Origin of the sequence: Candidatus Fukatsuia endosymbiont of Tuberolachnus salignus (assembly GCF_964030845.1) — a bacterium.
Lineage (GTDB): Bacteria > Pseudomonadota > Gammaproteobacteria > Enterobacterales > Enterobacteriaceae > Fukatsuia > Fukatsuia symbiotica.
In genome coordinates this window covers 2,470,704-2,491,232 of record NZ_OZ034983.1, presented here as the reverse complement: position 1 = coordinate 2,491,232, position 20,529 = coordinate 2,470,704, and the positions used below count along the sequence as shown (strand labels likewise).

The window sequence follows — 20,529 nt, the reverse complement described above, 5'->3', positions numbered from 1 at the left end:
CAATACAAGTGGAGTACTTACATATTATCTCTAAAAAAAGGAAGCGTTATGTTACAAGACGTGATGAAAGAACCGTCAGAGAGGATTTATATTGGCGCAACCCTCTACCAAGCACTTGACACCTTTGCCGCTTCTATCAGTGCTCACTCTGAGTATAAAATCACTGCATCTCATTTTGCTCAATACCTTATCGACCACTATGGTGAAATAGCCAAAGACACAATTATTGCCACATTGAAAAATTAACAAGGTATTGACCGTCATCATGATGTTGTAATAATAGGTTTTCTAAGAACCCCAACGCGTTATAATTTTTATTATCCGCGTTTATTTATATTTATTATCCCTTCCTTTATTTTCATCACTGACAGCTTTCTCTTAGCAGAGAGAGCCTGTCATTATTTTTTATGCTTGAAATGACTTTATCTCACGCCCCCATGTGGACGGCGTGATGACGTTTTTAACCAATAAGAAGAGAGCCAGGATGAGTGAAGAAATCTTCACACTGAAAGAAGCCTGCAGATTCATGAAACTCAGTGAAAACACGCTAAAAGAGTGGATTAGAGCGGGCAGGCTGCCCTGTAACAGGACAGGCCACGATGGAAAAAGTGGGGGTTACAGAATATTAAAAACAGCGTGTATTGAATCAGTCCGTCGCAGGAATAACGACATAATCGTGAAGGCGACTGGCACACACAATGAGGAACAACGGGTATGTCAATCAAAATGCGGCACGGTGGGTGGCACTGTGATTTCGTTACGCCGGACGGTAAAAGAATTAGGCAATCTCTTGGAACAACGGACAAGCGGAAAGCACAGGAGCTGTACGATAGCTTAAAAGCTAACGCATGGAGAGAGAGTAAACTGGGCGAAATGCCACACAAAACATTTGAGGAGGCTTGTGTAAGGTGGATCAACGAAAAACAACATAAGCGATCGCTTGACGATGATAAAACGAAAATCGGGTTTTTCTTGCTGCATTTTTCAGGAAGAAATCTATCGAGTATCAATGAAGAGGAGGTGATAGAGGTGGTTTCAACCATGAAAAACCGGCGACACCGGCAACGGTGGGAATTAACCCAGAAAGCGTCATTAAAAAAGGGGAATGAGACCCCTGATTTCAAAGAAAAGCCGCCCTCGCAAGCCACCCGTAGCCAATACCTTTCTTTTATACGAGGTCTGATGCGGATTGCAGCAAATGAATGGGGATGGTTAGAAAAGCCTCTGAATTTGAAAGCCCGCAAGCCGAATGACAAGCGTGTTCGCTGGTTATCTCACGAAGAAGCCAACCGTCTGATTGCCGTGATGCATGAAAATTTCAGGCCGATAGTGGTGTTTGCGTTAGCAACCGGATTACGTCGGTCGAATATTATTAATTTAGAGTGGGACCAAATAGATATGGCAAGACAGGTTGCCTGGATCCCCCCTGAAAAGGCCAAGGCAGGCAAAGCGATAGGGGTGGCACTGAATGAAACAGCCTGTGCTGTTCTACGGGAACAGCGGGAGAGACATTCACGCTGGGTCTTCGTCAGGAGAAAAAAAGTGCCAGGTAGTGAGGGGAAAGACACGGCGATAATAACCAAATTTAGAGTCGATGATAATCGCGCGTGGCAAACTGGCTTAAAGCGCGCGGGGATCAGTGATTTCCGTTTTCATGATTTGCGGCACACCTGGGCCAGTTGGTTGGTTCAATCGGGTGTTCCCCTGTCAGCACTCCAGGAAATGGGAGGCTGGGAAAGTGTCGAGATGGTGCGTCGTTATGCTCATTTATCTCCCACTCATTTAACGGAACATGCTAAAAAGTTGGATGAGGTGATCACAATGCATGGCACGTTTCTGGCACGTGGCAAAAATAGGTAAGAAAAAAAAGGGTGCTAACCTATTGATTTACTTGGTGCGCCCTACAGGATTCGAACCTGTGACCTACGGCTTAGAAGGCCGTAGATAGTTGGTTTTATTAGGTGTCAGCATGTTTCAGTTGATTTCAACTTGCTGTTATTAAAAGATTTTACATGTTGTTTTATTTCGTCCTATATCATAGTATTTCATCACTACAACACCCGTTAGAGCACCTATTATGGCTGGTATGTTGCTTACCGACAGTAAAATTAAAGGCCTCAAAGCTAAGGACCAAGCCTATTATGTGTGGCAAGCATCTGCTACCAGAGGTACCGGACGACTTGGATTAAAAATATATCCGTCCGGCCGTAAGGTCTTTGTTTATAAGTATCACCAGGATGGTGGCAGGAAGTTTCTTTTTCTCGGCAATTATCCTTCCCTTTCTCTCGCTGATGCTACCGTTAAGTGTCATGAGGCCACTACAAGTTTGTCCGAGTTTCTTAGTATTGCACGCCATCGTGCTACCATTAAACAGTTGTTTGATGCCTATATAAAAAATCAAGCACTCAGTGGTAAGCGTTCCCATGAAAAAACATTTAATCGATTAAAGCAGGTTTTAATGAGTCCACATGTTAATCCTGATATGTTGGCCAGCGAAGTGACGCCCAGTCATGTTAAGTTAATCCTCGCCGAATTTATTCAACGTGATGCTGTCGCCGGGTCTAATAAGATTAGATCCGTGCTCCATGCTGTGTTTAATTTTGCTTTGTATGCCGATCATGATCCCGTTAATGTTAATGGAAAAATTATTTACGGGCTGGATAGAAATCCCGTGAGTGTAGTGCCCAGGCAAGCCGGTGTCGATAGGGCGCTTGATCGCTTTTTGTCTTGGGATGAAATCAGTCTATTGATGAGCACGTGCCAAAAATCAGCACCAGAATGTTTTTTCCATCCCGATTTCGCGCAGCTTCTTCTGCTTTGCCTTTTTACTGGTGGTCAGCGTCCGTGGGAACTGATGACCAATGTTTGGCAAAATGTCGATCTACGTAACTGTACGCTTACCGTTCCTCCCTTTATTTCAAAAAATGGTGATTATCATATTGTCCCCCTGTGTGCTTCTGCTCTGTTGATCTTGGAAGAAATCGCAAACCGTCATAGCAATCAAGGTTTTATTTTCCCTGCCAAAACGAAGACAGGTCATTTGCTGCCCAGCGAATTTGCGAAACAGGTGAAGAAATTTTGTGATCACACAGGTTTTGCCAAGTTTACCCCCAGAGATGTACGTCGGACGTTTAAAACCTTGGCTGGTGAGATGGGGATCAGTTCTGAATTGCGTGATCAGGTGCAAAATCATAAGAAACCAGGCGTTTCAAGCAAGCATTATGATCGCTACGATTATCTAAGAGAAAAGCACCAAGTGATCACCCTGTGGGAAAGTAAGCTACTTTCTATGGTTGAAATTTATCCAAAATCGTCGTAAGCACCGCTTAAAATAAGCATATTGTACCCATTTTTGATGACCTGGCGGTGGGTCTAATAGATTTCAAACAGGCGTTTAGTTAGTCATACATACTTGAATGATGTAATCCTGCAAGCCGGTTATTTGGCTACTGGCGATTGCGATGTGTTCTCGGAGACGGAAATAATCTTCGAGAGCGGAGTCGTTAAGCCGGGGGCTGGTAGCATCATCCAGGCAGGAGGCAGTGGCGGTTTTGGGCAGGGTTTTACAACTGGTATTGAGCTGCAACCGTTTAATGCCATCAGCAACGTTAGCACGTAGCCGGTTATTTTCAGATTTGGCATCGGCTAATTCTCTTGTGTGTTTGCTGTCGATAGCGGCTATTTTCTGACGCTGTTTTTCCATCGTCTGAAGCGTGGCGAGTGCGTTGTCACGTTCAGCCGTCACTTTTTTAATAATTTGCTCTTTTTTTGCCACTTTACTCTGGTGATAAAACACCATCAGATTCGATCCTATACAGAGCACAATAAGGATAAAAGTTGTGGGGCTAAACATCTAACCCCCAGCAGGCCAATGCACTTTCCTGTGCCCGTCTAAGAGGCTGACCCGCACAGTTATTAGCTCGAATGCGGCAATCTTTACCGCCATCAAATATCCAGCGTTTGATTTCTGCACAGGCACCTCGGTAGTCACCGGCATTGAGTTTGCGGTAAAAGGTGGAAGAGAGGCATTTAGTGGTACCAATATTATACGGACAAAATGAAGCAATACCGGCTTTCTGGGCGTCGGTTAACGGTACTTGAACATGACGTTCTACCCAGGCGATCGCCTTATCCACCTCAAATTTGTTAACCTGCTCGCATTTCTCTGCACTGAGTTGTATGCCTTGTATCACCGGCTTGCCATCAACATGGGTAGCACCACGACAAATTGTCCACACGTTAGCGCCATCCCTGTAGGCCGTCAGCCGGTTGCCTTCTTTTTCATCTAAAAATTGTGAGAGGATCACCGTTGCTGCCGCACCAGAAATGATAATTCCTATTACCGTTTTGCTTAATTTTTTCATTATTTAGCTCCACTTTTGTGCCTATCCTTTTTTATTTTGAAATATAGATCGGTCAGATAACTAATAATGGCGATCGTCAACCCAGCCAGAACGCCAAGTATACTCCACTGCTCAGGGCTAAAAATATTAAGTAATCCATTCAGGATACTATAACTAAATAAATTTAATTTGCTTAACATGATAAAATGGCAACCGTTGGTAAAAACATGTCATTTCATTAGTAGCCTCTTCGAAATCGTCATGAATGATGCTCAAACGAGGAAAGAATGTGCGAAAAAGTGCAATAGTGTTCGAATAAGCTCTAATAGGATTTTTAATACCATACTATTTAATAGACGATTGATTTTGATATATTTTGCTGACTTAATGCAATAGAAATTTATATCAATCATTGAACACCTAAATTATAAATCTTAACCATTGAGTCAGTTTCATACCGAATTCGAGAATCTTGATATTGATGTGAACCATACCGCTGTGAGATATATGGAAGTTTTACCTAAGGCTTGACTCTGTGGTGCAGTCATCTGAATAGGTCAGAAAGAATGCAAAATTATTGAGAGATATTTGATGATTGATCATTTTCATATTTGCATAAATATTCAGTGTCATGTGTAATAGGTTTCCTAAAAGGAAAAAGTACAATTTCAATCGCACGACAGTTTATGGATAAGCTAGGAATGTAGTAGCTTAAACTTAACCTGACAAACACAAATCAAAGCACCGAGTTTGTTAGGGTAGTCTGACTGTCCGATGGTTCAAATAGGTTATCGAGTTGTTTTTTTACCAACCTCTTTGATACTAGCTAGGTTTCCCAGGGGTTTTACCATAACAATCCCTGCCTGACTGAGGGCGCTCTCTGTTGTAGAATACGAGCCATTTATCGATGTCTTGCTGAATGTCTTCCAATGATGAATAAATTTTACGCCGAAACATGACATCATAGCATTCGTTTTGCATCGTTTTATTAAACCGCTCACAGATATAGCGGTACGGTATGATTTTGATTACATAATTTGGCTTGAACCCATTTGTGTTCGACAGGATGAAGGTCTCACTTTTACCCACAATTTTTGTTATTAAGAATAATGAACAATCTCACATTTTCTTGCAGGATCTCATACCCTCGGCACGTCGGTTAAGAAATCCTCCCAATTGACCCAGCCATGTTATTGCCTGAAGCACTGTGGGGGGATGCTCGGGAAGGCGGCTTGTTGTCTGTATTCTGCAATACAGCGTTTGCCATTCTATCTTTGACAACACATCGGTGCAGGTAGCCTCAGGACACAACGCTGCCATTTTGGTCATATACATCAGTTTGAAGGCGATAATGCTTTTGAGGGTGATCATTTTCGTTAGTTTGGTTGCCGTATTTAAACGACATTGTTCAACACAACATCCTGATTTCAGTGTGTTGAAGAACTCTTCTATCTTCCATCTCAGTCTATACCCATTCACTTTCTCTTCTGCTTCAAAGACGTCAGTGGCCGTCAAATTGGTCAATAATACCCATTCGACAGGCGCTACTCCTTCTGGAGGAGGCTGTTCTTTAACACTGATGGCAGATACGTGAACCTTTTCATGGATATGCCGTGAAGCGTCTTTATTGGTAGGCCCATAAACTAGATTATTTCTAATGGGGAGCCAGCCTGAAATGGAGCGAATATCCACATAAGCCGTTCTTGCTACCCTTTGCTGATTTTTGGGCAGGGTGAGTGCTATGGTTTTTAAAATCGGCGTCTTTGACAAGGCGGTTTGCACCGTTGTTTTTTTCCCCTTTTCATCGATAAATTTTCTGTCTTTCCGGTTGCGGATAATAAAAAAGTTTTTAGTGAGCTTGCAACCCGAAAAAGTTCGAAAATATCCGCTTCTCTGTCTCCCAGCGTGATTAAGCAGGTATCTTTGGGTATCAGCGCCGCTGTCTCGTAGAGGGTCTCTATCCACTTAATACTTTCTTTCTCTTTCATTGTCGATTGATAAAGCCGCCGCTGTTTTTCCTGAGGCGTTTCCTCTCGGGAAACACGTGACCAGCATTTAAGCGAGGATAACCCAAGCGGCAAGCCCTCCTGAGTTACCATCAAACTTGCATGAAGCATCAACCCCATTTTATGTTTGTGATAGGCTTTAGATATACTTCCCAACCCCTCTGTCTTTTTATGTGAGTCAAAGTTCAACTCTGATGTGTCCTGAAGAGAAAAAACCAGTGAATGCCCCTCCAGACGTTTTTGTGTTTGCACACAATGTGTACGGAATAGCGCGCTCTCGCTCACTCTCTCATTGCTAAAAAATCGATAAGCTCCTTTGGCCTGTGACCAGGAGCCATGACAGCTTGGGTAAATTGAACCTGACGCTTTTGATGATAATAAGCCCGCTGTTTCAAAAAAACGCTCTTTAAGGCGTTTATCTCCGAAATCAATTTGATGAAATTCTTCCCGGATCCACTCATTCCCATTACCCGTTACTGTTTTCATGTGCCTGTTTCCTGATTTAACTATTGACTCTACCAATAATCCAATTTCACCTGAATCATTTTTCATTCAACGTTGTGGGTAAAAGTGAGGATGAAGGTCCGGAGAATAAGCGGGAAGGTACTCAAGGGTCAAGCCAGTTTTTTGTATTGCATGGTGAATATCCTGGCGTTTATGGAAACACACATTATCCATAACAATGACGGCCTTCTGAGGTGCTTTAGGTATTAAATCTTGAGTTATCCAGGCATAGAAAACATCGCCGTTAATATTGCAATCGGAAACGCCAACGGTGAGCCATTTCCCATTAAGTCGTGCACCAATGACGTTGGTACGCGTCCTGGCTTGCCAATCATGCAGTCCTTTAAGGGCATAGCCGTAAGGACGAGGCATATCATGAGCAAAACCGCTTTCATCGACGTAAATAATGGGGGGTCTGTGCCGCTTCATAGGCTTGTATCTTTGTCTGACACGAGTTTCGCACTGTACTAAATGATGGTAAAAGGAGAGTAGGAAAAAAGATAAGAATGGTAATGAGATGTCAGACTATCCCTGTACGAAAGACCTTTATAAAGCATTTTTACAAGCGAGTAGTGTCAGATATTCTGGTCTAGCGTTGTCAGAAGTGAGCCCGTCGAGGGTATCGCATGATAGCGTAAGCCGGTGGTTAAAGAGCCGGTGTTTTCGTCCCAAAGAGTTGTGGCAACTTGTCGCCCCCTCGATAGACCGGGAAGCACCTTGTTTTCTGATTGCGGATGATAGAGTGCTAGCCAAAAAACGGAGTAAGAAGATAGAGCGAGTTCATTATCACTATTCTGGTAATGAACATGATGTGATAGCCGGTATTGGTTTGGTTAATCTGTTGTGGCAGGGTCTTGAAAAGGGAGAGTCAGTGCCTATTGACTACCGAATTGACGACAAAGAGACCGACGGAAAAACAAAAAACTCGCATTTTTGCGACATGCTCAAACTGGCAAAAGCGAGGGGTATAGCCCCTGAAGCGGTGGTAATGGATGCGTGGTATTCGGTATTCAAGTTTAGATAATCTCAACGCCATTCGTTCTCCTGGCTGGATTGGGGTCACCACCTTGAGAAAGAACCGGATAGTTAATCGCAACGTCACATTAGCCTCACTTGATATTCCAGAAGAAGGGCTTTCAGTACACCTGCGGGGCGATGGTTGGGTGACAGTCTTCAAGTTTGTGACCAAACACGGTCGCATTGATTATGTTGCAGCGAACAAAGAGAACCCCACCCGGGAACAGATGAAGGCTGTCACCGAGGCCCGTTGGTCTGTTGAAGTTTATCATCGGGAAATCAAACAAACTTGTGGTATAGAACGCTGTCAGGCCCGCACGGGCCGGCGCAAAGAAATCATATTTTTCTAGCCATGGCTGCCTGGTTTGAACAACATAAACGCCGTCTGTCCGAAAAAATAACCCTTTACCAACAAAATTGGGCTGTCATTAAAAACGCTATTACTACACACATCAGAGCACTATTGGCTGCACCAGGTTAGATTCGTGCGAAACTCGTGTCTGAAACTCTTTTCGGGCTTGAGGAACGGCTTTGGGATGCTGAAATGTTTTTTTTATAGCGAAATCCGGCACGCTTTAAAGCATGGCAGATACCCCGAGTACTCACCCCTAGGCGTCGAGCACGCTCCTTGGTGAACTTTAACCACAATACAATCGATATAAACAATAGGATACCGATTATCTAATGGGCGATTACGCCAAGTCGTTACTTGGTCAATTACCGCATCTGTTACCTTAGATATCAAGCTCGGTAACACCTCAGCATCAGAGATTTTTTTAAAGGTTTCAGTGCGTTCCCGGGTGGTCATGCCTTGAGCGTAAAAAGCCAGAATTTGATCGTCAAAATGGGTCAATCGAGTTTGACCTTTTTTAACGATTATTGGGGCAAATTCGCCGTTACGGTCGCGGGGCGTTTCTAACGTCATTTTAACTAATTCATTGAGCACTTTGTTCAGGTCAGATTCGGTTTTGATGTCTTTTACTAGCGCCTGAGCTACCTGCCGCAACTGAGCTTGTCCCCGTGTATCTGGTAATCTATTTTTTTTTGCCATTGCCTCTATCCTTTTTAAATTCACAAACTAGCGCAATATAAGCAATTACACAATTTTAAGGACTGGCTCTTGCGTCGTATTTTTCACGACATACCCAACAAATTGTTGAATTTTCTATCCTGCACTCAGACTATAAAATTAGGTGAGTATTTTGAAAATATTTACTACTACAGTATCTTAAATAGGTCAGTATTCCAATCACAGCAAAAGGCATCAATCCGCAAGTCACACTCCCAACACTTACGCATACCTCTTTACATATTGGCGAACACTTGTCAGATTTTGGATTCAATTTCGCATAAAGCTCTGGATTACATTTCTTTAGTAGTTCCATGTAGAGATGTTTTTCATGTCGTTTCAGGCTTCCTTCTGAATAGTTGTTAGCTTTCAAACCTTCTATCATCTCTCTCTCTGAACGCAGTACTAATCTTATTCCACTGTTTGTAAGAGTGAATGTATTATAGTCACGTAGGTTTAGCCCAGAGGCAAGGATTTCAACAACATGAGGCTGAAAAATTTCAGCAATGAAAGGAGCGCCCATGTCAACAACACAACATGCAGACTGTCGCCTACTATCAGGATGAGACCGAGAAGCTTTAGAGGTAAAAGAAGAATTTGTTATGTGTGTAATACCGATCCAAGGTGGGTACTCGTCTCTAGCAGTGTGAGTATACACTCCAGTGATACCCAGCGGCACGTTGGAAGTAGTCAACATAATTATTTCTCCTAATTATTAATTGTACTAGCTCAAACCCGACCTCTAGATTATAGTGCAACCAAACGGAACATGCTCACTACCCTGAGATAAAAACTCCTTCTTCTTTAATACAAACAGTCCAGTCTAGGTGCTAAATATAGGTGTGGGATAACCACAAATACGTTTATGACAGGCTCGGTCAGTGAACAGTGCCCAATAAAGTCATTATGTATTCCATGCTTATCTTGACGAGCGATATTTTATATCAGTCCATTCTTATCTCCGCAATTTGTATGGTTATTTGTCATTTATTTTTATATATTAAATATGAACTTTAATTTTAGTTACAATATAAAAAATAATCCAAATGAGCTAAAGATGAGTTATTCATTTGATTTTCGGCGAAAAGTCTTCTGTGTTCGGGAACAAGAAGGACTGAGCATAAGATAAACAGCTAAGCGTTTTCACCTTGGCCAGGATTCGTTAACTCGTTGGCTAAGGCGAATAGAGCCGCAATAGTCGAGCCCGCGTCGGCGCAAGATAGATAAGGAAGCATTAATCAAAGATGTTGAGCTTTATCCGGCTGCTTACCAACAGGAACGCGCGGCCTGTTTTGGGGGCGGTAATTGTCAATGTAGTTATCGCGCGGAACATAAAATTCTAGGCCGCTTTTTGGGACTGAATATCGCCTTTTTTTTCATGTAATTTTTGTGGATTTAAATGCACTTCGTTTACATACTGCCATTTACGTAGTTGACCTGACCCGCGAGTTGGGTTTGCAGCCCGCGCGTTGGTATAGACGCGGCGGCGCTGAGCTAATAGGGCCTGATCCAATCCCAGGGCGGGATCCCACTTCCCCCCCCCCGCTTTTTACACTTGATGATTTTTCGCGCAAGGGGACAGTTATTGCCACGAGTCCGAGTCCGAGTCCGAGTCCGAGTCCGAGTCCGAGTCCGACACGAGTTTCGCACTGTAATAAATGAGGGTAAAAGGAGCGTAGAAAAAAAGATAAGAATGGTAATGAGATGTCAGGTTATCCCTGTACGAAAGACCTTTATAAAGCATTTTTACAAGCGAGTCGTGTGAGATATTCAGGTCTGGTGTTGTCAGAAGTGAGCCCGTCGAGAGTATCCCATGATAGCGTAATTCGCAGGTTAAAGAGCCGCTGTTTTCGTCCCAAAGAGTTGTGGCAACTTGTCGCGCCCTCGATTGAGCGGGGAGCGCCTTGTTTAGTGATTGCGGCTGATACTGTGCTAGCAAAAAAACGGAGTAAGAAGATATACCCATCGCCATTAAAACCACTGGAAAATTTGCTCAACTAGATTAAAAATAAGGTCATGAAAATAAACTCACTGACAGCCTCTCAAAAACAAGATTTGGAACGCCTTCATCGTTACGAACACGATGGCCGTGTTCGAGATCGAATCAAAGCCGTGTTGTTGAAAAATGAAGGCTAGAATAACAAAGCGATTGCCCAAGCATTACGTATTCATGAAGAAACAGTGAGGCAACATGTAACAGATTGGCTTTCAGACGAAAAATTAAAGCCTGAAAATGGCGGCTCGTATAGTAAATTGAGCGTGCATGAATCTTTATTGCTTGAAAAACACATTGAAAGCACGATTGATACCCGTGTCATCGATATCTGTGCTTATGTGGAAACCCAATTTGGCGTCTGTTACACCGTATCTGGCATGACAAAATGGCTGCAAGCGTATTGTTTTAGCTATAAGCTGTAAAAGTTTGAATTTAATCTGACATTTCAATATATTTAATATGAAATGAAGGCGTGTTAGAAATGAATCAAACAGCAAAAATAATCAAACCGAAACTCGGCTTACTTGACCTGGCAAAACAGCTGTGTAATGTTCAGTCAGCGTGTAAAGTCATGGGCTACAGCAGAGACAGTTATTACCGTTTTAAAAAGCTGTATGAGCAGGGAGGTGAGCCAGCCTTGGTGGAAATAAGCCGTAAAAAACCACTCGAAAAAAATCGAGTGGAGCCGCATATAGAACAAGCGGTGGTGAATATGGCTTACGACTATTCTGCTTATGGTCAGCACCGTGTGGCGAATGAACTTAACCGACAGGGGATAATGATTTCCGGCAGTGGTGTTCGCTCGGTTTGTTTGCGCCCTTAGGCTTAAAGCTTGTGCAGTCAGATAAAACCCCGGTGACATATTTATCGTCGCCTGTAAGACCGAACGGTATCTTGTGCTAAGAGCACGTATTTATAAGGAAGGTCGGGGCGATCATTTAATTATCTGTTTTTCATGGGAGAATCAGCCATGGACAAGACCGCAGTGGGTATTGATGTTGCCAAATTAAAATTCGATGTTGCAGTGTGGGTAGAGAGAAAAAAGTATAAAACAAAAGCATTCCCGAATACCCCCTCTGGATTTAGCCAACTACTGAAATGGCTTATCCCTTACGGGGATTGTCATATTTGTCTCGAAGCCACAGGGAGTTACAGTGTTCCACTGGCTATGTTCTTAGTTGATAATGGCATTGACGTCAGCCTAGAAAACCCATCACGTATTCATGCCTTTGGTGAGAGTGAACTGAGTCGGAACAAGACGGATCAGGGGGATGCAAAAATGATAGTGCGCTACTGCGCACTGCATACACCTGTCCTCTGGACTCCTCCTCCCTTGAGCGAACGTCAATTAACCGCGCTAGTACGCCATCTAAAGAGTTTAGAGGAAATGAGGCAAATGCAAGAAAATCGGCAATCAGTGGCTGACGATGTCGTTCAATCCTCACTGCTTGAAATCATTTCTGCACTTAAACAACAAATCCAGGCCACCAAAGAAAAAATAAAAAACCATATCGATAACGATCCTGACTTAAAGAAAAATAAAGCGTTGCTGGAGAGTATTCCTGGTATCGGTGAAATACTAAGTGCCAGTTTGCTGGCGTATGTGGGTAATGTGTCAAAATTCACTAACAGTAAGGCAGTGGTGGCCTATGCCGGGCTTAACCCAAAACTTTGTGAATCAGGTTTATTTAAAGGACGGAGCCGCCTATCAAAACGGGGTCATACCGAGCTCAGGAAAGCGTTGTATATGCCCGCTCTGGCTGCCCTTTCTTGTAATCCGATAGTGAAAGCACAGTGGCAACGACTCGTATCACGCCATAAAGGGGGTAAAATGGGCGTCTGTGCGGCAATGCGCAAATTACTCCAACTGGCGTATGGTGTGCTGAAATCAGGCATCCCATTCGATACAAAAATAGCACTTGCATCATGATGGGCAAGACGGTATCCTTACCGGCTAGGGCACGGAAAGTATTCTCTAGTAATAGGGCCGCATTGGATAATGTCACCCTGTCATCGCCAGAGGTGGCCTGTGTTTGCAGGTTATCTTGTCGTTCTCCTCGTTTAAATTCACCGCTGGGCTGATCAAAGTACGCAGGATAGATATGTGCCTTGTCGTCTTCTCCTTTTTCTACAAGATAGTAATCGCCAGTTTTATCGAGGATAACCGCATGTTGATAACGCTTATCCTGCATAAAGTGACGCAAACGGAGTTCAAGGATCCCCACCGCGAGGTTGGGGATCGTCGCACCTAACACCAGATCACCCTCGTTCTGGTGGATCACGGTATTCAATTGGTCCATGGAAACAGAATGCAGGATAATAACGTCTATCGCTGGGTTGGTTGTGAGATCTTCGTTATCAATGGTGAGGGTTTTGCTTATGTTGGGGGTATGGTAGAGATGATAGACATCGCTGCCTGCTTTTCCTTTTAGGTGGTCATTACCCTGAACGCTGGATAAGGCGTTGTTGCTGTCATCGCCCTCTATGGTATCCTTATACGCTGTGTCTCCCAATACTAATGTCATCGATTTCGGTAGTACCGTTTTTTGACCACCGACCGTTATCTCGCTCTGTCCTTGCGCATTTTTCTGTATGAGTTCAATCATACTTTGCTCCGCTGCCGCACTACCAAGAAAGGCGCTTCTTTTACTGTCAAAGATCGGTACATATTGTGCCGACAGCACCGGCAGTGACCAGGTACACAATCCGCTTTCATTGGTCGTTTTGTCATCAACCTGAAGCGTTTTTGGCCAACTGTTCGTATCGATTTGCAGGCCATCACGGGTGGTTAAGCTATAACGGTTGTGCAATTTAAGCTGTTTGCCATCCGCAGAGCGCTGATAGGCATCTTCTAAATCAAGTTGGGTAGTGGTACCGTTGTCGTTAGCGAGCAGGATACGTAGCGTATAATTGTCTCTGTTTTGCCATCCTCCGTTTACCCACGCGTGGTTTTTTATCATTAATATGATGGATTGGATTTGCTGTGCATCCTGTTTTAATACCAGGTGGTTGTTTTCTGCTACGGCACTGCCTGTGTCTATAATCGTTATCTCCGCGTTTTCCGTACGGATATTCTGCAAAATAATATAGCTATCTTCTTCTGTCCCGCCGTCAGCCCAACCCTGTTCCAGGGTGAGAATGTCATTGCCACCCATGCCATAGAGCACACTGTACCCACCTTGACCATTGAGTTGATTGTTAGCCTCATCACCCTGTATCCAATCACCCAGTGTAGCGTCCCCGATAACCGTATTAATCTTAGCAATATCGGCTTTCAATGCTGGCAAAGCATCCGCATCGATCTCTCTTGAAAGATCAAAAGAACGATTGGACGGTTTTCGATTATCCAAAAGCACCACATATTGCGCCGACAGCACCGGCAATGACCAGCTTTCTACCCCTCTCACTGTCTTTTTATCGGCTACGGTTAAGGTTTCTGGCCAGCTCGTTGTATCGATCTGTATACCGTCACCGGTGGTTAAGCTATAGCGATTCTGTGCCTGCAGTTGCCTACTATCCACAGAGCGCTGATAGGCGTCTTCTAAATCGAGTTGGGTGCTGGTGCCGTTGTCGTTAGCGAGCAGGATACGTAGCGTATAATTGTCTCTGTTTACCCACTTTTCGTTTACCCAGGCGCGGTCTTTTTTTACTAAGGTGATGGATTGAATTTGCGGCGCAGAGTGTTTTAATAGCACATGGTTGTTCTCTGCAGAGGCACTGCCGGTATCTATAATCGCTATCTCGGCGTTTTCTGCGCTGGCATTTTGCAAAATAATGTAGCTATCTTCTTCCGTTCCGCCGTCAGCCCGACCCTGTTCCAGCGTGAGAATGTGCATCACCCACCATGCGATCAACAAGTGTCGCGTGCCCCATAATGTGTTCAATATCCCTAATTATTGCTACCCGATTAGTCGCGACCCCCCTGTTGTAGTAACAAACTAATTCTTCTCTAAGATCAATTGAATAACCGCTAATCCCTGAAGGTGTTGCTGCAATAATTAGGGTATCCTCGCCAGCTTTTCCGTAAAAGCGACTCCCCTCGAAGTCGCTGGTAGCAGAGCCTTGATTGTCATTACCTAAATAAAATAGATCATTTAAGGTATCACCCACGTAGTGCTTCTTCCCTTTCCCGCCGAGGAAGGTATTCTTTCTTCCTTTATATCCGAATGCACTGTCGTTACCGTCCCCGAGATTAAACAGAACGATGCCATCTGCCGCTCCATTTGCCAGATTATCGAAGCGCACCGCGTTTTTTATAGATCCCGAGGCGGCGACAACATAATCATCCACTTCCTTAAAAACCGGGGTGTAATAGTATTCTCCGGTTTTTGTGGCCTCAAAATCACCGATTTCTAATGCGTATTCACGTCCTAATCTTCGTTTTTCTTTCTCCAGGTTTTCTCCCTCGATTCTACTCGCTAACGCTTTATAATAATCAACATAGGCACTATCTAATTGCCAATAGGGATGCGATACCAAATCAAAATCTTTACCACTGTAAACATAGTGGTAAATCGGGGTGATACCCCGTTCTCTCATCATACTCCTGGCCGTATTGCGTAAAAATTCATCACAAGTTTCACGATACACTGACCGCTGGGTTTCAGCCATTTTGTCTTGTATCGCCTTCGAGGGGTGGCTCCCCCAAAATACCCGCCAGCCGGTATTCCATTTTTCATCCACCGTTAAATAAATATGTTTCTCTATTTCTTTAACTTGACGTGCCGCCGAATAGCCTAGACCTGCCAGCATCAAGACGCCGCCCACAGCAAGACCAATGGGCCCTGCCGCCACAGCAGCAGTACCGCCGGCGATAAAAGCACCCGTCACCGCCAGGCCAACGGCAGCACCTGCCACCGAGAGGCTACCCGAGACGATCAGATCTTGCCGGATATCTGGGTCAGTCTCGGTAGCCAGTTGTGAGAACGATCGATAGGCGCCATAGATATCAAAACCCACACCCACTAAACTTAACGCGGCACCGCCTACTTTGATAAAGCGCGCTTTTGTCGCCATGTTGTCACCGAGTTTCGCCGCACTGCTACTCATTGAGGCAGTCATTCTACTCAGCCCATATTGTCCGATATCAACGGCGAAATTCGTGTTAATAGAAGCAATGGCAAAATTACGCTCAAATTCAAGCTGCTGCCTTTTTTCTGGCGTTAATCCCTGCTGCTTTAATGCCTCCTCATAACCGGCGATAGCTTTATATCCTAAATAATAACCGAGACCAGACATGCCCAAGCCGGCATAGCCAGTGACATTGCTAACCCGATGCCAGCGACTTTTTGGCTGCAGCGATGGCATCAGTGTCGGTTTGACGGTAAGCGTTCCGTCAGTGTTAACGAGGGTATGGCGATTAACTTTGCCGAGTAAGGCCAAGGTCTTTTTTGCAATTTTCTGCTCTTGCAGTAACCCCCGTGCTAATAGCGGCGAGGTATCCCCATCGATCCCGTTCATTCTTTGCCTGATCAGACGCAGCCCCGGTTCAAAAGCCGGATCATTGAGATTATTTTTCGTTAAAAAATCGTGCAATTGTTGAGGCCGAAAGCGAAGGGTTTTTAACGATGCACTGTCAGTATCAGTAAAATGCTCCAGAGTCCTGGGTTTGCCCTCAAAAATGGCCCCCATATCCAGGAGGATATTAGTGGGCAGCGTCACGCCGTCGAGGGTGACAGAGGATAAGAGCGTACGGGCGGCCACCTCATTATTGAGTGAGGTTTGAAATTCGCCAAGGGGGGTGAGCGCGCGGGCCTGTTCAATATTCACTTGATAGGCAGCAAAAGCGTATCTTGTGCCTGTTTTTTCAATGCCATACTGCTGAGAACGCGTCTGGCCGGCCGCGTTTGTCCCTTGTAAATAGTTGTCCAGTAGGCCGTGTAACGCCGGGCGATGTTCGCCCGTACTCAGCGCAGTTAAATCAACACTCCCCACCTGAGGATCATACAATGAATAAGTGTAACCGGATCCACTTTGATGAATATGTAACGCCACCGAGTGGTGCGTGCCTTTTAACAAATAAGCCCCTGCGGCAGGCGTTGCACCGAATAAATCCTGTACGTTATGACGGGTAAAAATCGTCGGATTGTCGACAGAGAGAGCTGAGCTATTTTTTAGCTGTTCGAACTGACCATGCAGGTAATCACTGTAAGCCATTTCACTCCCCGAAGCACTGCCATCGATAAGCCGCGCTCGCCGCCCCGCATCGGCAGTTAAGCCAGCGGAAAAAATATCATATTGTGTTTTTCCTGCCTGTTTGGCGTCTAAAAAAGCCAAAGACCAGGCATCGCTATCGCGCCCGCTGTCGATTCCCTTTCTGAGGGAATACGAGGGGGGAATCAAGTGCGTGTTAGTCTCCACCCCTGGATTCACTTTTTGAGTATTAGCACCCGCTTGAAAAAATTCACGGGCCCGCTGTTGTTGCTGCTGGTGTAAGTGCTGTTGTTGCGCTAAGGCGTCCTGTAGGCTTAAATTTGCTTGCTCATTATAAGTTGCAGGATCTTGCAACAGCTGTCGAATAGCCTTATCCCATGCTTGACGGTTTTCCGGACTATGCGCGTGGAGCAGTAATTTCTGGCTATCTAACTGCCCATCGGATAAATGAAAAGCTTCGGTGAGAAGGTCGCGTGAGGCCATGTCCAATGATTGTATTGTTGTGCGTCCGTCGGCTACCTGATCTAACAGCTCTGTTGTCCGATGTAGTTTAGTGGGCAAATTATCGGGAACTGGCGTCATCGGCAGATTAACAGGCTGGATTGGCTTCACTGGATGATTAAATCCGGCATTGCCACCGGGCATGCCGGTTTGTCTCGGTGTGGGAGCCTGCTCAACAAGATCTTGGATAATGATATGGCCTTCAGCAGACGTGGTCAGTGGAACGATATAATCCATAGTGACTGAACTCCGGAAAGGTAGAGGTTCATTATCTGCGTCAAGATCGCTGATCCCAGTAATTTGACCTAATTTAACCTGGATATTTTCTGCGCGAATGCCGGTTAAATTTTCATTAATAAAGCCGAGTATCATTTTTTGAGTATCGTCCAATGATTGCCCATTCCATCGTGTTGCTTCCGTTTGTTCATCGAGTGCATCATCTTGCACCACAAGTGTGCCATCGGGCAAAAACGCCACTTGTTCAGCCTTCACGAATCCGCTCACGTCTTTTTCACCGATAAAGAGCATGCTCACAGATGGGTTAGGGGTCAAGGCTATGGTTCTTCTAAATGCTTGCAGTGCATCTTGTGGCACATCAGCTGGATTGCCATTCGGTGAATAAAGGTTTAGATGCTCTCCATGCATACCGATAAGGAACCGACGCCCCTGATCTTCTTTTAGCCACTGTCCCGCCGCACGCATCGCATCTTCATCATGTGCTTGCACCACGACTATTTGGTAGAGAATGGAGGGGATCGAGCTCTCAGTCGGCTCACCTGAATAGGATAGCGGAGGTCTACTCTCTCGCACAGTGGGCGCAGTAACGGGAACGGAAGGCATAACCGAAAATGTATGAGCGGGTCTTGGTGGTACCGGAGGAGGTATATCCACGGGTTTGGGTGGGACTTCAAATGCACGAAATTTTTCGGAAGAGAGTAGGCTTGGATCGTCTAGTTTCATCTGTGTTGCGTGATCAATGGGAGGTTTGTAATGCCCGCTCTCGTTGGTCCATTCTAGCAATTCACCGTTGCTAAACGTTAACTCTCCAGCATAATAGACGCTCTCGGCGTCTACAAATGAGACTGAACTATCTTTATGTCTCACAGTCAGCGATGAATGTCCCTGTGCATCATCTTCATGAGCGACTATAATTTTTCCGGCATTTTTTCCGATAGGATTGACAAAAAAATATTTTCCATCTGGCGGTATTTTTCCATTCGGTGTGACTTCATTTATTAGGATATAAGTTCCATCTGTTGCTCTTTTTAGTTCAAAGATAGATATTGGCGCAGCGGGTGTTTGGTCACGCATGACAGAAGGCAATTCTGTCCTTACAGAAGGTTCTGCTGTCATTGTATTAAATCTTTTGGTTACTTGAGAGGTAGGTGAGAGTACATGATCAATTTGTGTCACGAGGCGCATGAGCTGAGGTGTGAAAACTATACGCTCATAAATATCAATACATTGATACATTGCATTTAACGCAATTTTTATATTTTCTGACTTTAAACCATGCTCATTCAGTAATTGCTTAAATTGCCCCTTAATAATAAAAATTTTTTTATTTTGCTCACTGAGATCTTTATCCTGATTTAAATAATATTCAGCCAGTACATTGCGAATATTATTCAATCCTGGTAATATTTCTCCGCTGTCTACTATTTTTATGAATTCAGTAATATATTTATCAAATTCGTTTAATGAAGGTAAGCTATCACCCCATACAATCATTTTAACTTGTTGTTGTCCATCACTGCTGGTTGTCACAGATAATGAATTGTAACTACGATTACGATAAACAATATAGCCTTGTTGATGAATATCTCTAATAACCTGTTGTGTATCTTCCCAGCGGGTTGTTAAAAAAGTTTTTCCTTCAGGTGTTATTACAAATAACCGCTGATCTTGTTCAGGGAATGGATTATCCATTTCGGAACCATGGTTTACTAACGTGCCTCCTTGATAACCTGCTTCTTTGGCCACTCTATTCAAATCGTTGATATCATCACGGAGCCATACGGGTAAACGCCCTTTTTCAGTATCACTCTGGCGTCTGGCAATTTGCCCCAAGCCCTGCTCAGAAATAAGCTGAGTAATTTCTTTTAGTGAGTGCTTTCTACCTCCTAACGTTTTAAGATCAACCACATTCTGCAGCTTCGGAGCAACCATAAACAAATCGTAATCTGCTGTCAAAGGTGTAGTGATTCCATTGATTTCTTTACCAATGACCTCTACTGGGCGCCAAGTAAAAGTTTCATTTAAGGTTGAAGCAGCAGTCGGTAAAGTTCGATAATCAACCGTATAATTATTGTCGTCTTGTTTATTTAAACGGAATTGATATGTATCAGCTCCTTTATGCAGAATAATTATTTCTCCGGTTGTAGGCTGCCAATTTAAAATACCTTTGTCTTGTAATTCTTTTAATCGATCCATGTCAATACGCAGAATGGTTTTCTTGATTGAACCCTGACTATCATTAATTGAATGAACATTATTGGCATTTCCTTTAATAACGGCATCATGATTACCAAACTGTTTACTTAAATCCTGATCAAAGGGAATATAACCTGCCATCGGTCCCCAATCTGCACTTTTACCATGTACCTCCATCCCTTTAGTTGCAGCGCCTTGCTTAATTAATGAGGTCGAAAGGCCATTGACTGGACGAAATATAAAAAAAGTATCTTTTCTTTTAGCCAGTTTAATAAATTGCTTGACATGTTCATCGACAAGACCAGATGCTTTAATTGCATCTTCTCCTTCTATAACTGGAACAAAATTACTAAAGGAGTGATGTTGTTGGCTGTTTGTCATCATATATTCCTGGTTCGGTTAAATGGTAAAACTATTTTAAATCGCAAATTTTAAAAGATAATTTCACTTTAATTGACAAGAGTAAAAAATACATCATTTTTATATAAATGATGATTATTAATATTG

The 20,529-nt window shown here is 43.9% G+C and carries 16 protein-coding genes and 6 pseudogenes; 11 read left to right on the top strand and 11 right to left on the bottom strand.

Annotation, left to right across the window (positions count from 1 at the left end; all coding sequences use genetic code 11):
- Positions 1 to 48: 48 nt before the first annotated feature.
- The 4 genes from AAHH42_RS11885 to AAHH42_RS11875 all read left to right on the top strand — a co-directional run bounded on the left by AAHH42_RS11885 (position 49) and on the right by AAHH42_RS11875 (position 3,319).
- Positions 49 to 246: a hypothetical protein gene (locus AAHH42_RS11885; RefSeq protein ID WP_342221216.1), complete on the top strand. Its 198-nt coding sequence runs from the start codon at positions 49 to 51 to the stop codon at positions 244 to 246.
- A 205-nt stretch (positions 247 to 451) separates the two neighbouring features.
- Positions 452 to 838: a helix-turn-helix domain-containing protein gene (locus AAHH42_RS14925; RefSeq protein WP_072551071.1), complete on the top strand. Its 387-nt coding sequence runs from the start codon at positions 452 to 454 to the stop codon at positions 836 to 838.
- Positions 727 to 1,860: a tyrosine-type recombinase/integrase gene (locus AAHH42_RS11880; protein WP_425286328.1), complete on the top strand. Its 1,134-nt coding sequence runs from the start codon at positions 727 to 729 to the stop codon at positions 1,858 to 1,860. The genes AAHH42_RS14925 and AAHH42_RS11880 overlap by 112 nt, the downstream gene beginning before the upstream one ends.
- A gap of 217 nt (positions 1,861 to 2,077) precedes the next feature.
- A complete protein-coding gene (locus tag AAHH42_RS11875) occupies positions 2,078 to 3,319 on the top strand; it encodes a tyrosine-type recombinase/integrase (RefSeq protein ID WP_342221214.1) in 1,242 nt (413 codons plus the stop codon).
- Positions 3,320 to 3,394: 75 nt separating this feature from the next.
- On the opposite strand, the gene AAHH42_RS11870 is transcribed toward AAHH42_RS11875, so the two are convergent.
- The 3 genes from AAHH42_RS11870 to AAHH42_RS11860 are packed head-to-tail and all read right to left on the bottom strand — an operon-like array spanning position 3,395 to position 4,543.
- Positions 3,395 to 3,853: a lysis protein gene (locus tag AAHH42_RS11870; protein WP_342221213.1), complete on the bottom strand. Its 459-nt coding sequence runs from the start codon at positions 3,851 to 3,853 to the stop codon at positions 3,395 to 3,397.
- The gene (locus AAHH42_RS11865; protein ID WP_342221212.1) at positions 3,846 to 4,364 is read right to left on the bottom strand and encodes a lysozyme; all 519 of its coding nucleotides are present in this window, start codon (positions 4,362 to 4,364) and stop codon (positions 3,846 to 3,848) included. Before AAHH42_RS11865 ends, AAHH42_RS11870 begins: the two co-directional genes overlap by 8 nt.
- The gene (locus AAHH42_RS11860) at positions 4,364 to 4,543 is read right to left on the bottom strand and encodes a phage holin (RefSeq protein ID WP_342221211.1); all 180 of its coding nucleotides are present in this window, start codon (positions 4,541 to 4,543) and stop codon (positions 4,364 to 4,366) included. Before AAHH42_RS11860 ends, AAHH42_RS11865 begins: the two co-directional genes overlap by 1 nt.
- 361 nt (positions 4,544 to 4,904) lie before the next feature.
- Here AAHH42_RS11860 and AAHH42_RS14920 point away from each other — a divergent pair.
- Positions 4,905 to 5,029 (top strand): annotated as a pseudogene (locus AAHH42_RS14920) (IS200/IS605 family transposase); the annotation flags it as partial.
- 151 nt (positions 5,030 to 5,180) lie between these two features.
- On the opposite strand, the pseudogene AAHH42_RS11855 reads toward AAHH42_RS14920, so the two are convergent.
- From AAHH42_RS11855 to AAHH42_RS11840, 4 genes and pseudogenes are all read right to left on the bottom strand, one after another.
- Positions 5,181 to 5,348 (bottom strand): annotated as a pseudogene (locus AAHH42_RS11855) (integrase core domain-containing protein); the annotation flags it as partial.
- A 114-nt stretch (positions 5,349 to 5,462) separates the two neighbouring features.
- Positions 5,463 to 6,152, bottom strand: coding sequence for an IS4 family transposase (locus AAHH42_RS11850; RefSeq protein ID WP_342222074.1), 690 nt, complete (start codon positions 6,150 to 6,152; stop codon positions 5,463 to 5,465).
- The gene (locus tag AAHH42_RS11845; protein WP_342221210.1) at positions 6,092 to 6,901 is read right to left on the bottom strand and encodes an IS4/Tn5 family transposase DNA-binding protein; all 810 of its coding nucleotides are present in this window, start codon (positions 6,899 to 6,901) and stop codon (positions 6,092 to 6,094) included. Before AAHH42_RS11845 ends, AAHH42_RS11850 begins: the two co-directional genes overlap by 61 nt.
- Positions 6,902 to 7,282 (bottom strand): transposase, encoded by a 381-nt coding sequence (locus AAHH42_RS11840; protein ID WP_342221209.1) that lies wholly within the window; start codon positions 7,280 to 7,282, stop codon positions 6,902 to 6,904.
- A gap of 88 nt (positions 7,283 to 7,370) precedes the next feature.
- Here AAHH42_RS11840 and AAHH42_RS14915 point away from each other — a divergent pair.
- A pseudogene (locus AAHH42_RS14915) lies at positions 7,371 to 8,351 on the top strand (IS701 family transposase).
- 147 nt (positions 8,352 to 8,498) lie between these two features.
- Here AAHH42_RS14915 and AAHH42_RS11825 read toward each other — a convergent pair.
- Positions 8,499 to 8,921: pseudogene (locus AAHH42_RS11825) on the bottom strand (transposase); the annotation flags it as partial.
- Between the two features lie 130 nt (positions 8,922 to 9,051).
- Complete coding sequence (locus tag AAHH42_RS11820) at positions 9,052 to 9,636, bottom strand: hypothetical protein (RefSeq protein ID WP_342221207.1); 585 nt, start codon at positions 9,634 to 9,636, stop codon at positions 9,052 to 9,054.
- Positions 9,637 to 10,158: 522 nt separating this feature from the next.
- Here AAHH42_RS11820 and AAHH42_RS14910 point away from each other — a divergent pair.
- The 5 genes and pseudogenes from AAHH42_RS14910 (at position 10,159) to AAHH42_RS11800 (ending at position 12,865) form a co-directional block, all read left to right on the top strand.
- Positions 10,159 to 10,323, top strand: a complete 165-nt coding sequence (locus AAHH42_RS14910; protein WP_425286334.1) for a hypothetical protein — start codon at positions 10,159 to 10,161, stop codon at positions 10,321 to 10,323.
- 320 nt (positions 10,324 to 10,643) lie between these two features.
- A complete protein-coding gene (locus tag AAHH42_RS11815; RefSeq protein WP_342221206.1) occupies positions 10,644 to 10,940 on the top strand; it encodes a hypothetical protein in 297 nt (98 codons plus the stop codon).
- A 180-nt stretch (positions 10,941 to 11,120) separates the two neighbouring features.
- Positions 11,121 to 11,357, top strand: coding sequence for a winged helix-turn-helix domain-containing protein (locus tag AAHH42_RS11810; protein ID WP_342221205.1), 237 nt, complete (start codon positions 11,121 to 11,123; stop codon positions 11,355 to 11,357).
- Positions 11,358 to 11,416: 59 nt separating this feature from the next.
- Positions 11,417 to 11,752: pseudogene (locus AAHH42_RS11805) on the top strand (helix-turn-helix domain-containing protein); the annotation flags it as partial.
- A 138-nt stretch (positions 11,753 to 11,890) separates the two neighbouring features.
- Positions 11,891 to 12,865, top strand: coding sequence for an IS110 family transposase (locus AAHH42_RS11800; protein ID WP_342221038.1), 975 nt, complete (start codon positions 11,891 to 11,893; stop codon positions 12,863 to 12,865).
- Positions 12,866 to 14,096: 1,231 nt separating this feature from the next.
- Here the strand turns inward: AAHH42_RS11800 and AAHH42_RS11795 are convergent.
- A pseudogene (locus AAHH42_RS11795) lies at positions 14,097 to 14,771 on the bottom strand (hypothetical protein); the annotation flags it as partial.
- Positions 14,737 to 20,406, bottom strand: a complete 5,670-nt coding sequence (locus tag AAHH42_RS11790; protein ID WP_342221204.1) for an anthrax toxin-like adenylyl cyclase domain-containing protein — start codon at positions 20,404 to 20,406, stop codon at positions 14,737 to 14,739. The pseudogene AAHH42_RS11795 and the gene AAHH42_RS11790, both read right to left, overlap by 35 nt.
- Positions 20,407 to 20,529: the final 123 nt, after the last annotated feature.